Source organism: Paenibacillus sp. CB74 (assembly GCF_055687625.1).
Map to the genome: position 1 here is coordinate 343,382 of NZ_JBVMUS010000002.1, position 14,081 is coordinate 357,462.

At 38.4% G+C, this 14,081-nt stretch carries 11 protein-coding genes; 4 read left to right on the forward strand and 7 right to left on the reverse strand.

Annotated elements, in window-relative coordinates; all coding sequences use genetic code 11:
* Window positions 1-141: 141 nt before the first annotated feature.
* Window positions 142-3,093 carry a type IV secretory system conjugative DNA transfer family protein gene (locus ACX9NY_RS31775; RefSeq protein WP_472479561.1) on the reverse strand — a complete coding sequence of 984 codons (2,952 nt, stop codon included), beginning with the start codon at window positions 3,091-3,093 and terminating at the stop codon, window positions 142-144.
* A gap of 210 nt (window positions 3,094-3,303) precedes the next feature.
* On the opposite strand from ACX9NY_RS31775, the gene ACX9NY_RS31780 reads away from it, so the two are divergent.
* Both ACX9NY_RS31780 and ACX9NY_RS31785 read left to right on the forward strand, forming a co-directional pair.
* Complete coding sequence (locus tag ACX9NY_RS31780) at window positions 3,304-3,582, forward strand: hypothetical protein (protein ID WP_472479563.1); 279 nt, start codon at window positions 3,304-3,306, stop codon at window positions 3,580-3,582.
* Window positions 3,583-3,662: 80 nt separating this feature from the next.
* Window positions 3,663-4,127: a hypothetical protein gene (locus tag ACX9NY_RS31785; RefSeq protein ID WP_472479565.1), complete on the forward strand. Its 465-nt coding sequence runs from the start codon at window positions 3,663-3,665 to the stop codon at window positions 4,125-4,127.
* Window positions 4,128-4,179: 52 nt separating this feature from the next.
* On the opposite strand, the gene ACX9NY_RS31790 is transcribed toward ACX9NY_RS31785, so the two are convergent.
* The 5 genes from ACX9NY_RS31790 to ACX9NY_RS31810 form a co-directional block, all read right to left on the reverse strand.
* Window positions 4,180-4,956, reverse strand: coding sequence for a hypothetical protein (locus ACX9NY_RS31790; protein ID WP_472479567.1), 777 nt, complete (start codon window positions 4,954-4,956; stop codon window positions 4,180-4,182).
* 721 nt (window positions 4,957-5,677) lie between these two features.
* Window positions 5,678-7,234: a hypothetical protein gene (locus ACX9NY_RS31795; protein ID WP_472479569.1), complete on the reverse strand. Its 1,557-nt coding sequence runs from the start codon at window positions 7,232-7,234 to the stop codon at window positions 5,678-5,680.
* Between the two features lie 612 nt (window positions 7,235-7,846).
* Window positions 7,847-9,136 (reverse strand): hypothetical protein, encoded by a 1,290-nt coding sequence (locus ACX9NY_RS31800; protein WP_472479571.1) that lies wholly within the window; start codon window positions 9,134-9,136, stop codon window positions 7,847-7,849.
* A gap of 191 nt (window positions 9,137-9,327) precedes the next feature.
* Window positions 9,328-9,642 carry a hypothetical protein gene (locus ACX9NY_RS31805; protein WP_472479573.1) on the reverse strand — a complete coding sequence of 105 codons (315 nt, stop codon included), beginning with the start codon at window positions 9,640-9,642 and terminating at the stop codon, window positions 9,328-9,330.
* 305 nt (window positions 9,643-9,947) lie between these two features.
* Window positions 9,948-11,000: a hypothetical protein gene (locus tag ACX9NY_RS31810; RefSeq protein WP_472479575.1), complete on the reverse strand. Its 1,053-nt coding sequence runs from the start codon at window positions 10,998-11,000 to the stop codon at window positions 9,948-9,950.
* Window positions 11,001-11,392: 392 nt separating this feature from the next.
* Here ACX9NY_RS31810 and ACX9NY_RS31815 point away from each other — a divergent pair, with 392 nt between their 5' ends.
* Together ACX9NY_RS31815 and ACX9NY_RS31820 are read left to right on the forward strand one after the other, a co-directional pair.
* On the forward strand, window positions 11,393-12,691 hold the full coding sequence (locus ACX9NY_RS31815) for a hypothetical protein (RefSeq protein ID WP_472479577.1): 1,299 nt from the start codon (window positions 11,393-11,395) through the stop codon (window positions 12,689-12,691).
* 109 nt (window positions 12,692-12,800) lie between these two features.
* Entirely contained in the window at window positions 12,801-13,301 is a 501-nt protein-coding gene (locus ACX9NY_RS31820) for a hypothetical protein (RefSeq protein WP_472479579.1), read from the forward strand.
* A gap of 85 nt (window positions 13,302-13,386) precedes the next feature.
* Here the strand turns inward: ACX9NY_RS31820 and ACX9NY_RS31825 are convergent, their stop codons facing one another.
* Entirely contained in the window at window positions 13,387-14,049 is a 663-nt protein-coding gene (locus tag ACX9NY_RS31825) for a hypothetical protein (protein WP_472479581.1), read from the reverse strand.
* Between the last annotated feature and the right edge of the window lie 32 nt (window positions 14,050-14,081).

Here is a 14,081-nt window from a genome sequence, read left to right on the forward strand (position 1 = left end):
TGTTTGGCAAAGTGTTTTCTCCTCTTTCTATTAGGTGATCGAACATAAGAGAAGCATCTCTAAAAAACAGTAAACCTGTGAGTTAGACATGCCCCATCATTACTTTCAACATATTAAAACTATTTCGGTGATAATTACATTTTAGAGATCATCTTCTGCAATCATTACAGGTACTCTTTTCTGAATTCCATCATCGAAATTGGGTTGAACATCTGAGACCGATTCAGTTTCTGGCATGCTATCGTCATGTGATGATCCCTGCAATTCCGTTTCACTAGGTGTGGCATCTGATGCGATCAAATCAAGGATGGTTAAGGTTTTTTGGCTTGATGTTTGCAATTCTTGAGAATACTCATCGGACCTTGCTGGAGGTTCACCTTTTTCATTACCTACCTTGCGAATAAAATTTTGAACCTCGGCTTTAACCTCAGCATTTGGCTCAGAATATACCTCGGTATTTCGACTCGCATTCTCTGGCTCTGGATTAACTTCAGGGTTGGGATCTTCATAGAAAATGAAATCCGACTCTCCTTGATGCACTACTTGAGCTGGCTCGTGCATCTCTGGCCAAGTTATCGTAATCTCAGGTGAGTCTACCGAGATTGTCGGTTCCTGGTTTTCTTCTTCAAAATCATTACGCACCGGCAAGCCAGGACGTTGACTTAGGAATGCCTCACTGTTATTTGGCACTTCTTCCGCAACGGTTGCAGCATTTTCTTCAATCGGATCTCCCTCTTCAGCTGCTGTTTGTATGGCGTTTTCCTCACTTTTCTCTCTAGCAATGGCCTCAAGTACATCCTCTTTTGCTTCCATACTGATCACGAGATTTTTCACCCAATGAAGCGGATTCTGTATCGGTTTATGAGTCACCGTTTGCAATTCGGCTTGTCCGATCTTCACAAAACGCTTAATGAATTTGGTTTCATTAATGAATTTACCATAAGCTTGTACTGGTCTTTCAATAGCTTGGTCACGCCCGACTAATTGAACAATGAATCCTTTGAATTTCTGTTCCATAATCTGGGTAGGCGTGAATCTCGGCATCTCCTTTCTTGACGTATTATACCGGTATCCCGTAGAGGGATTTGGCTGACTAGCTGGTGATACTGACTCATTCATGCTTTCTTCAACGACAGGTTCTTCACCAAATTGTTTACTAAACAATTCATTATCGCTGACCTCACCACGGCCAAAAACGGTCTTGTTTGACGCATTGGACATAATGATTTTCTCATAACCCCGAACAACGGTCTCCAGTTGCCCCAGAGATTGAATTGCAATTAACGTACCAACCATATAGGATCGTCCAACCGTCAAGAAACGCTGGAACGCCTCATTGATAAACAGTGGGAATTCATCGATATCAAAGTATATTGGGAATCGATTTTCCTTCGGTCTTCTAAATACACTGGATTGGAACTGACGAATGAAGAACTGTCCGAAACTTAGACTTAATTCTTCTAGTTCCCCCAGGGCAGTGTTGACCAGGAGTACGCCCCCCTCAGCTAAGAATTGATCGATATCGAGCACTTCATCCCCTTCTTCAGCTACCATTAGGGAAGAGAGCAGCGCATTCGTACAGATATCATTGATGTATTTCTTGGCTCCAGCAACGAATTTATCCTTTTTGTTTTCTACGACTTGTTTCCCTTCATAAGGGTGTCCATCAGGATAAAGAATAGGCTGGGTTTTCTGTTCCTTGTCTCGATAGGTTCTATAGTCCAAGATGTCATTCTCAAAGTAAGAACAAATGCGCTCATACCGGTCTAATTGCAACCGATCTTCCTCAGTTAGGACAGGGTTCTCATAAGTCTCCTTCAACCATTTGCGCACATCTTCTGTCATATCAGCGAGGTACCGAGGGTCACCGTACATTTTTTGCATGTGCATGATGGAGAAGGAGTTTCCATGTCTTATCTTTCCCAACATGGTATACAAGGCTGATGTCTCTGATTGCTGCCCTTTGAAGAAGTCATCTTGGTCTCCTGCGAGTGCATCAAGAACACCACGGAACGTTTCTGCAGCGGTATCCATCGGTCCAACAAACGGATTAAACTTTATCGTGCGATCCGCTTTAGTTGGGTCGATGATTCGAATCTTACTTTTCGGTATACCCAATTTTTCGCACAACAGCAACACATCATCAATCAGGTCACCCTTAGGTTCAAGGACGCAGATCCCGACCCTCTTTCCTCTAGCAATCCGCACAAGATCTTGGACAATCCTCGTGAGAATGGTTGTAGAGGTTTTCCCTGTTCCTGTAGCTCCTATAATTAATTCATGTAAAAAGCGTGACTTTTCGGAGAGTACGATAGGTTTGTTGGTCTTTTCATCCCATCCGACGATTACATCGGTGCTATCAGATTTAAGACTGAATGCATGGCGAGCGAGAAGTCCAAATTCCCAGCTAAAGAACATCGTCCGTAGATCTTCATTCATATGGAATTCTTTCATAATTAGATACAGCCCGTTTAGGCAGATCAAAACTGGAATAGCCATCAAAATATAACCAAAACTAGTCATGGAATGGACAATTAAGTAATCTTGATCAGACTTAATCTGGCTAAAGAAGTCAAACAGATAATGTTCGATGTACCAGGCGAATATAGCACAATAGTGAATTGCTAGTGCGCTACCATTCAGTGCTGCGGAAACAATCCTGCCTCGCTTCCCCCTCCAATCCAGATATTTTTTATGTCCCCGTTCGATAGGTTGAACAACGGAAGAATACAACCATGTAAATACCGGCAGGTTAAGGAAGAAGATGCACCAGAGTCTCATATTTTCATCCAGTTGAATAAATGGGAAGATCAGTACTTGAGCCAAGAACATGGGCGGCTCCTGAAAGAAAATCTCCAGCACACTCATAAAATTTCCACTATCATGTTTCCACTGTGATAAATAGATAATGAGTGCAGAGTAAGCTGTAACCACGTTGACAACCATCAGAATGCTCACTAGAAACGTGTGGAAATAAGACCGGTAGTATTCAAATATCTTTTCGCGGACATTCACCCATAGCTTACGTGAGTATGCTTCAATGATGGGCATTTCCTTTGTTGCTGGAATCTCATCTTCTGCAGCATTTGCCAAAATAATCTCTCCTTTCTTCAATGTGTTGGCTTAGTCTGGAGTACATAGCCTTGTAGAATGTGCGAAAAAAAGCACCGGAACGAACCCATGACGGGTCCATTCCGGTGCTTCCGGTTTTATGAAGTATGCAATTAGACGTTTGCCTCGTAATTTTATAAGATACTCTCGGAAGTACAGAGATCGAGTAAAAAAATAAGGAGTGTTCCCGATTTGCTAAATTTGATCATCATCTCAAGCATTATTGTCTTACTCATTATCAAATTCACATCATCTTATCGTGAATCTAAAAAGATTAAAGGTCAGAAAGAAGCAAATTTTCGTGAGGTCCTAATCACTACTATTTCTGAGAATAGAGTTTTATCTGATGAAGAGAAGGCCGAAATTAAGGTACTGTCTGACCGTAAACTATTAGTTTACCTGACGAAAAATGAAATGATTGAGACGAATAAATACTTTCAATTGTTACAAAAGCAATTTAACCAGGAGTAGATCTCAGTTGATCATTACTCGAATTTTAAAACCTCAGCTATAATGTGTTCACATTGAATTTATGGAGGAATCACACTAACATGTCGTTACAAAATATGAATGAAATCTATCAAGTGCTCAGTAAACCAGGTCCACCTTCTGAAAAAACACAATTACTATCATCGTTATCAAAAGACGATATTATGCTTTTGGCCCAAAGAGCTTTCCTTTGTAGAACATCTGATTCTTCAGCGTTTTCCGCTGATCAAAAGTTCCTAGCGATTAGCTTTGACTATAATTCATCCTTTATCATCGCTGATATTTGGACTGGATTCGATAACACGATAGAGGAATGCATTGACGTTACCACTCTGTACAAATCAAAAATAAGAAATTTCATCGTGTTATTGTTTAAACTCCCTGAGCAGCTGAATGCTCATACCGATCTGGAGGCAAAGAGAATTGTCGCACAAATCTCCTCATCAGGCATATCAGCTGAAGATTTGTTTAGAAGAGCCTATGAGTATGAACTAGTACATGTTACGGATTACGATAGAAGAAAGTAATGCACCAGGAGAGGATAAAACCTCTCTTTTTTTATGACTTCGGAGTATCTGTTTATTGTGCCTGAAAATATTGATTCCTCGAAGAAACATGCTCCGGTAGCTCATTCTGGTAGGTGCTGAGAGATTGAGTAAATCGCTCGGCCTCTTCATAATTTGTTTCTTTCATTTGAATCAATTTTTGCTCTGATACGTTATTCGTGAAGCGATATTCGTTCCCGCCAATGTACTCTGCAAAAGGTCTTAACTTTAATTCCCCTTCCTCTAAGATTACCTCTGACATTGATACCAGTTTGGATGACTCAATTGTAAGAACAAAATCAATAGCAGCAATGTCCTCGAGACTAGATTTGTCGTCCATTAAATCAACAAGTTCATCCAGCGCATAATTAAGAGTTTTTCCTTCCAGCGAACCAATACCTTGGGAATCTTTACACATCTTCAGAAATAGTCTCAAATTAGTCTGATTCACACCGTTCACGAGCATTGTGTTTACTCCGGATACATCAACCTCGTTAATTTGATCGTCTCTTTCCATGTGTTTAATGTTGCGCTTAGGATATAAGTGTTTCAGATCAGTACCAATCGTTAGAGTGGAGCCTGATTGATTCTTTGCGTCAAACAAAGATTTGAGTAGATCGTTTACTGCAGCTCCTTTTACACCATTAACAAGTACATTGACGTTACAATTGATCATAGCCTGAAGCAGCGTGTACACCTCGAAGTTGAAGCTGCGTTTGTAAAAGTACATGTTGTGAAGAAAAACTCGTTGATTTGTTGTGTTCATATTACCTTCCCCTTTCAAAATAGAAAAAGCACCCTTAAACAACACAAACTAATCTCCCCATGAGATCAATGTTGTTTAAGGGTGCTTCCCTTTATGTAATGATATTTTTTTAATAATGTTTTTATTATTTCATAGGTGCTATTTATTTGTAAAGCAAAGTATATTTATATAACCTTTTCATCTTGAAAAGCTCTTTTTCGAAGAATGGTGAATTTGAGAAGATTGAGATGGAATATGCTTATGATGATTAAGGTATTAATAAGATATTAAAGATAAGGTAATAGACACTATAAAGAAATAGATACTAGACGTGATATTGTGCAAAAAAGCCTGTAGGATCAAGGGTTTAGGAGACCAACCACTATATTAAACAAAGTTTTAAGTAAGGTTGTGGAATATAAAAGCGAGTTTACCTTCTATCTTATACATATAAAACAAAGTGATATTGATTTAGTGATCTAATCGTTTTAATAACAATAATTAACTTGGTAAAATATGATTTTGCAACATTTTCATCTCAGGTTACTAGATTTCTAGATTTATGTGAACTTATGCACAATATATGTACTTATTTTAACTTGGATTAATATGAAAATGTGGCAGTTTGGATGTGAATAACTTTTTCTATTTTAGTGAGTCGGATAACAAGAGATGATGATGATAAATAATGAAGTATGATTTTCTGTGCATCGATGAGATTTATGATAGGAAGTAGCCAGGAGAATAACGTCGAATAGCCCTCAAAAATTAATTTTTTTGAGAGCGGCTAGGAGATAATATCGGGGAATATATATTTCTCAAGTCTGAAATTGTATGGTAATGCCCGTTGGCCAGGGCTCTTAGGTAGTCTGCTGATCTCGCCTATGATCCATTCTTCCACATGTTTTGGATCTTTGTTTCGAATGGCGATGGACGCATTATACTCAAGATCTGCGTAATAGAACGGATCAACCTTCTGGGACACGGCTTGTTCTTTTACATAATCAAGGTTGATATACCTCGATAGTTCCTGGTAGGGATGTGATTCGGGTGGTGCTCCATAATCCGCTTTTTCCCATGCTTTAATGGGATAGCGATTAGACAGATCATGTACCACCTCAGTTAAGTGAGCTCTTAACTTTTTAATCCCTAATTTAGATTTAGCTGCTGCATACGAGAAAGTGAAATAACGATCCTTAACATCTTCTTCTTTCGTTTCTGGGAAACGTACAAACTCATGCGCGCCAGATTTAGTCAAAACGTCAGACAGTAGGTGGTTAAACTTCTCTGTGATTTGATCTTTGATGAAGAATTCAGGATTCCTTGGAATACTTCCCTTTGTTTTCGTATAAGATTTTAACTCATGAAGTGCATACCGAATGAGACGTTTGCTAGAAAAGCGCAAGCTTTTCACTAGTCTGTTTGCAATTTCACGATCTGCCAGGATATCTCCAACACCATATGCATCTGCTTCTCTCTTCAAGAACGCATAAAACTTGGTGAACATAGCACAAGCATCGATAGGTTTGAAGTAACTGGTAGGATCTTCTTTCCTCACGGGGATCAAGAATTCGGGATTGAATTTTAACACTGCCTTATAGCCTATGGTGGCTTTCTGAAGCTCAGAGCATTCGAACAAGTGTGTTCTGGTCATATGACTCACAGGCACCACAATAGATTTAAAGTTATCCAATAAGCTGGAAACATGACTTCTTTGCGTTTTATGCAAAAAGAGAAGCAATCCGGAAAATTGGACATGCTTAAACGACCCGAATTTTTGCTTCAAATTTCGGGTGATTACTTTATGGCTACTTCCACTAGTTTGGGTATACGCCGAGATAATAAGCTTTTTCTCGGCAAGGGTAAGCTCATGGAACGCTTTTGAGAAAACAAAAGGATGGAACAGCACATAATGGCCTATGGTATTTTTTTTCTCATTCATAAAATAGTTGAGTCTATACCTGGTATCTCCGTCTGAACTCTTTTCTGTTTTAATCAGTTGATGAGCAATGAACTTCTCTATAGCAACATAGAACTGGCCTTCACTGATGGGAACCTCAAATTCTAACTCTAACCTACGATAGATGGCTTTACGGTTAGTGAGCTCAAGATAACCATAGGTATTACAGCAGCGGAAGAGTATAAAAGCTAACTGCAGATCAGCATGGGTAACATGATCCTTTAATCTTTCCGTCCCTCCATCACGGAACGAAAATGTCTCACGTGAAGAAAAATTCAGATTGATATCAAAGAGTGCGTTGATAAATAATGATGTTATTTTGACTGGTGAAGTAGGAATACTATGTTCTACGCCCTGTTTGTTACCCATAATAAGATCGTACATGCTTTTATACACCTCCTTTTACCAGTTGATTATGTATGGACTTCAAACGTCTATTTTGCTAAAATATAATTATAAGACAACAAGAAAGCAGGCCTACTCTTCTCGACTTTTTTCGAGGAAAGCAAGCTTTGATTGAGAGATCTGGTGGCTGCCGGTGATCTCCTAAATGGAATACTTGGATATCCTGTGTTGGTAGCACATCGATATCCACACAGAGTCCTTTGTTAAAGGGCTCTTTTTATTTATCCACCTGTGTATAACTTGCGAAACAAGTCGAATCATCCACAGGTCTATACCATGACAATATCACTACTAAAAACAATTGGTCAATCGGGGTTCAGTATATAGTTCGCCTGGGGGTTCAGTATATAGTTCGGGGTTCAGTATATAAGACGGGGTTCAGTATATAGTTTGGTTAGGGGTTCAGTATATAGGACGGGGTTCAGTATATAGTTTGGTTAGGGGTTCAGTATATAGGACGGGGCTCAGTATATAGTTCACTTCGGGGTTCAGTATATAGTTGTTTATGAATAAATTCATCTATCATTTTTATCACCCCAATAAAAATAATTTATCAAAGCGCCAAAAAATGAACTGCTATCAATTAGCAGTTCATTTTTTTTGGTCAAATAGTAATTGAAAGGATTCATGAAAGGATTCATGCTGTTGCTGATCAAGCTGAAAGGATTCATGGATTGAATCCATATTGGAGTCAATTTCAATTGGAAATTTATTTTGTAGCTGTAGCAGGTCTCCAGGTTCGAAATTGATATATTGTACACTCTTTCTGGCTCCATAAGTAATATTGAACGAATTGATAACGCCCATTACTTTAAGCTCCTGAAATGCCTCTACTAGGCCGTTGACTACCAGTGATTTGTTCTTAGTTTGAAGATTGAGGTGTTGAGTTAAAGTATCAACATGATAACTGGTAATATTTTGGGCACATGAATTAATCATGTTTACGTAAAGTAATTTTGTAATCGGCTTGTGGAAATCATTAAATAAAACTACGTTCATATGCAAGAAATTACCGGCTTGAAGTGATTTGTGTATCAAGTTGTGAAATGATACACTCGCTGCTCTTTCTTTACCAGGTTCCTCACCCTCCCGTAATATAAATTCTACGGTGTCCAGAGGATGGTACAATAATGTCCGTTGTCTTACCTTATTACCAGGCATATAGTATTCTTCCATGATGATTTGAGTTCTAGAGATATTAACCAGACTCTCATATAACTCAATGTATTCTTTACCTGAAGGGTCCGTATCCATAGCTCTTACCAACTCATTGAAGTTAAAAGAAAATTGCTGCTGCTTTCCATTTTCAAAATATAATTTGGTTAGTCCTGCTAACACTTTAGCATCAAACGTACCTAGAAAGACACCGTTGTTGTTTTCGTAATACAGCCGTCGAAAACCGTTTCTGGTTTGTTGGACCACTCCACCCGTGAACTTTCGTTTCATCACTTCTTTTGAATGTGATCCTGCACCAAATAACCCGTGCTCAATTAAGTTGGTTTCGATCGGTGTATCCGGAATCTTTCGGTTCTCAATTTTTTTGATTTCTAGTGCTCTTTCCAGTATTTTATACTCTAGTTCCATCGTATAAAACGCTTGATATTTTACTTCATGTATAGGAGTACCATTACGCTCATCCTCAGTGATTTGGCGAGTTAGCTGATTAAACTCTTGACCGAGTGAAGTGAATTGTAGATTTAGCTGCATGGTTTTATGTTTAACAAGTTTTTTTGCGGCCATTTGTATTTGGGGGGCTAATTGATCATCAATAGCCGATTGAATAAGATTTAATCTTCGAAGTTCAAGTCTAACTTCAATTAAATTCTGAGATTCCTGCCGCAACGTATTACGGATTGCATTCATCGCCGTCTCCTCCATCATTGTTGCTTCTCCTTCCTATTGTATATTTAATAAACAAAAAGTAAAAGCACCGAAGACAGAAAAATCCCTACTGGGATTAGTTGTCATCAGTGCTTCTGATGTGTGTTCAATATGATTTTGATTTACTATATCACATGATGGTTTAGCAATCCAGCAACAGTAAAACTCATTTCCTTCCTTTAGAAACCCATTCAATACGCGGGTTCCGTTTCCTCTGGCCCGACTGTGATTCGTTTATTTGCAAGCTCGGATATACACCCCATTAGATGTCCTTTATCACGGTCAATTCGATACGCGGTATTTCTCTTTACACGATCTTCTAATTGCTTTTTATATTTGAACAATGACTGCACATAATCAGATTCAATAATCTTTGAGCTTTCTGCCTTTAAGATTTCTGTATTGATCCAGTTCAGGTCTTCGCTATAGGCGCACACTTCTCGGTATGAATTATTCAAATACTCAATCTCGCTTAAGTACAATTCAATGATTTTCTCGTTAAACATATGTAAGTCCTCCTATATGGATATTTTCTATAAAAACAGAAAAAGCACCCCGCGAAATGTCGCAGGGTGCTTCCCTTTAGGTTCGTTCATTGTGTTTTATCCATTATGCTTTTTTCTACGGATGTAGTCAAATTTCATCTTAAAAGGAGAAGTTAAATTAAACTAAGTTAACTTAACTTAACTTAGTTTTGCTAGGGTCTCTCCTACCTGATGCTTATCTGATCCATCGCACTCATAACCCCGGCACTCTGGAACAGAGTACCAGGGCTATTCAAGTTTTTATAGCTTACAAGGGGTGAAGAGGATCAATCCTGTATGTCTGCAAGCAAGTCATCTATGCTCCGAGTAAACCACTTCTTACGGGATAACCAGTCGTTAAATTGCTCATCGGAATCACAACTTTTACTGAGTTCAAACAGTACATTTTTTAAATGATTTATGGTTATTTTCTGATCAGATGAAAGTTTGAAATCATCATCCGAAGGGTCCATGTTGCTGGCTATCTCATTTGATAAATTTGAAAATTCTTCAAATGTGATTTTGACCAAATTGGAGTTTTCATTCGCATTAATACTGTTCAGAACTTGCTCATGCTGATTAAAAGCTATCATCGATCCATCGTACGTTGCTGTGAATAATGGAGAAACTTCATAGAGGGTCATGTATGCTTGGCTATCTATAGAAGTTTCAAGATAATACTCATATTCCAATGACGTTGTGTATTTGCTCAAAATGCTTCGAACGTGTTCTTTGGATTCTAGGACGCTCAATAAGTAATCATAATCTCTAGATTCAACTTCCACAATCTGATGCTTAAACATTTGGGCTACGGATTGATCGCTGAATTCTAAGAGTAGACTATCCATGAACCCATTTGGGTTTGGCTTGACTCTGCCACACCGCAGGAAGTCAGGATTAGATGGATGTATAACGACAAAAAATTGTTCCTTTGGTTGATTCAATATTTTCACTTCAATAACTTGTGTTTTTCTGTCTAACAATATCCAGTCCACATATTGTACTGAAATGTTGAAAATGAGGGCAACAAAATCTATCGCTAATAAATGTGGTTGATGAACTCTGTAACCACTATCCAGGAGAAATTGGAATGAAGGAACAACATAGGGACGATCACCCACTTCGATGGCCTGAGCAGGTTGGCTCAGCTCAAGAGCTAGATATCCTTGTGAATCTGAATGTACATTGAAGTGTAGTTCTTTACCAAATCGATCTAAGGTCATGGTTTTAGTGCTCTCGATAAATTCCGGTACCGAGAAGGTATAGCAGACACCTTCGGGTGTGCCTAGTTTATGAGGTACATCGAATAGATTATTTCCTCTGGTTAGATCAGTATTCATGGTGTAAGTTCCTCTCTATAAGTAAAATGTGCCCACGACAAAAAAAGCACTTCTCTCCAGAGATAATCAAACTGATTTTGTCAGTTGTAGATTCATCACTAGTTAGAAGTGCTTTTGGATATGAATATAGGTTATTAAGGCGCATGCCGTAACCAATCAAAAATGTTGTGAGTTATGTTTGATTATATCACACTGTTAGTGGTACATCAGCATCTATGCTTATATTTTAGAATGAATTACCTAGAACTTGCCGTTCAAGTTTACGGACATAGCTTAAGGATTACGTGTACAATAAAAGTTGATTGGTTAGCTTCATGGTTTGATGAAGTAAAGCAATACCAATACATATCAGATAGCCTTTTAATGAAGGCATCGCTTAGGGGGATTCCATCATGCAAGATTATTCAATTGATTTAGCTTCAGAAAAAATTTCACATCCCAAAACCAAAGAATATTTTCGTGAGGTTATGAGTTCGTACGCAATCGGTAATTATAGGTCTGCCGTGGCATCATTGTATACCATCGTTATCTCAGATTTGGTCTTCAAGTTAAAAGATCAGGTTGAGCGCGAGAATGATCAAGGCGCAGCGCAAATTCTGCGTGAGGTAGATGCAGAAAAAAATAAAAATCCAGAGAAATTCTCTTCGAAATGGGAGAGCGATTTAGTGGATAAAGTTTTTAAGGAAACCAAACTTCTTGAGATGGGAGATAAAGCAGCTATTGATCATTTGAAAATTCAGCGAAATCTTTCTTCACATCCTAACATACTGGATACTGAAGAAAACACACTATTTACACCCTCTAAAGAAGACGTTAGGGCTCATATACGAAGTATGCTCGAGGGGGTTCTGACAAAGTCGTCGGTTCACACTGCAAGGCTGGTAGACGATATTATTAAGAATAGAATGCCTGAATTATACGCAAGAGCTGACGAGGATACCGAATACGACCATATGTTTATACATAGGTACTTGAAAGACTTGAATGAAAAGGCGATTGAGAGTTTATTCAAGAAGCTTTGGAAGTATACTTTTAAGTTAGAGGATGATTTGTGCAATCAGAACCGAGTTGTAAATGCACGGACACTTCATTTGATAACCAACTTATATCCAGAAATAGTATTCCGTTGCGTTTCGAGTGACCAAGTATTCTATAGTAAAGTTATCCCTAATCATGATCAACTTAGTAAAATGATTGAATTTTTCATTGTTAATCCACGCCTGTTCAGATTACTTGATAAGGATATACAAAAAGATATTGAAGAGAACATAAAGAAAAAACAGACATTCTATGTGAGATCAGTTTTCCTGAGTGCAAGTTTGGATCAACACCTCATTAATACAACGGAATATCTCCAAGGTCGAACAATCACTTTAATCTGTCTGAGAGCCTATAAAAAATTGACAGATGTATTAAAAAGACCTCAGGATTTGGTGAAGTTAATTTTCAGATACTACTCACAGTCGGATACTTATACAGAGGCATATTCGAGATTTAGCCTCATCAAACGGATGGTAACCTTAGAAAGCCTAGATGAGGCAGAATATTATGATTTACTCAAGGTTATGAATACAACATACCAAATATATAAGGGAACGAATTGCCCAGATTTAGTCTTAGAGATTCAAGAAGCTGCCGAGCAAAAACTTGGTAAGAAACTTGATTTGAGTTCCTATTCTAATCTTCAGTAATCAACTCAATACTCAAACGTTCTTCCTGAATTTGACTCTATCCCTCGAAAAATGTACGTTAAGAGTACGATGAACTCTTATTGATATTTCGCTTTAAAAGGAGTAGAACATGTTCGGAGAACAATATTTGGTTGAAAGCAATGATACGTATATTTTGGAATCGAATGTACCTGATGAATGGGTAGATCAACAGGGTATTATTGCAGGAAAGTGCTATCCCACCCAATGGGGTTCCGGATACTTTTATGATTCTCTAGAAGATAGATTCCTTTACTATGCAGGGTTGAAAGCATCCGGTTCGTGGCAAGAGTCTGATGGGTATCTTAAGCGTCTGAAACAAGCCTGGGATACCGTGCAGGATAAGCTTGATCGCTTCATAGCCAGCTCATCAAATGCATATCGTTCAGAGATTTCTAAAATTGTGCTACCTCCTCTACCGGAGGATACAGCCCATCAAGTTAACCTCTTATCGTACAGGGGGCATGTTGTGCTTATCGAACTTAATGATGCAAACATTCCATCTGAAGCTACAATATTAACCTACAATCAACATACACAAGAGGTAGTCACCATTCCATTACTTCAACCGGATGTAAGTATGGAGTATTAGTGAAACTGGCCCCCCACTCAATTAAAATATAAACACAAAAAGACAACCTTCTATTATAGAAGGTTGTCTTTTATACTTTTATGATCTACCACTTAAAAGGAATTACTTGATCTGGATTTGGGCAATATTTCTCGACTTTGACAGCAGTAAAACCATGAGCAATCAGCTCAGGTAGAATGTCATCATCAGAATAGGTAGTATCTGTTTGAGATATTTTAGATATGATCTTGTCGAAGACTATGGAAGTTGCATTGGTCTCGATGTTATAGATATAAGAATACCCTTGGATGGACACTATGCGTTGTGGCAGATGGTCTGGAGCAAAACATACCTCTTCATCTCTCCGTAACGGTGGTAACTCGCTGTAATGGATAAACAATCTAGCCTGATCAATATCATCAGTATAGCCTTCTTCACCACTACATTCAGATAAGTAGATGAAGTGCTCTTTATCCCTCACCCTTATTAAGAAAGGTCCTTGGTCCGGATTAATTTGGTCTTTGTCTCCTTCGTCCCCCCATGGAATCAAAGGTAATACATCTTCATCTGAAATGACACGTATGATGTCGGAATTCTTCTGAAGATGAAGAAGCAGATCCAGTGGAGTTGAGAAGGTTGACTCACAGAGTGACCATTCCCCTTCTCCTATTGTTATGTATTTATATTCGGTTTGCTCCAAAGCTGAGATTACTAAGTAACGTGAGTCAGCTGTCACGACGATTGAACCTGCAGTGATGTTATAATTCATGATTGATGTTCCTCTTTCTATTTTTGATTGAT

Coding starts and splice junctions, on each gene's coding strand:
- ACX9NY_RS31785 (WP_472479565.1), top strand. CDS start 3,663: ATGTCGTTACAAAATATGAATGAAATCTATCAAGTGCTCAGTAAACCA.
- ACX9NY_RS31795 (WP_472479569.1), bottom strand. CDS start 7,234: ATGTACGATCTTATTATGGGTAACAAACAGGGCGTAGAACATAGTATT.
- ACX9NY_RS31800 (WP_472479571.1), bottom strand. CDS start 9,136: ATGATGGAGGAGACGGCGATGAATGCAATCCGTAATACGTTGCGGCAG.
- ACX9NY_RS31805 (WP_472479573.1), bottom strand. CDS start 9,642: ATGTTTAACGAGAAAATCATTGAATTGTACTTAAGCGAGATTGAGTAT.
- ACX9NY_RS31810 (WP_472479575.1), bottom strand. CDS start 11,000: ATGAATACTGATCTAACCAGAGGAAATAATCTATTCGATGTACCTCAT.
- ACX9NY_RS31815 (WP_472479577.1), top strand. CDS start 11,393: ATGCAAGATTATTCAATTGATTTAGCTTCAGAAAAAATTTCACATCCC.
- ACX9NY_RS31820 (WP_472479579.1), top strand. CDS start 12,801: ATGTTCGGAGAACAATATTTGGTTGAAAGCAATGATACGTATATTTTG.
- ACX9NY_RS31825 (WP_472479581.1), bottom strand. CDS start 14,049: ATGAATTATAACATCACTGCAGGTTCAATCGTCGTGACAGCTGACTCA.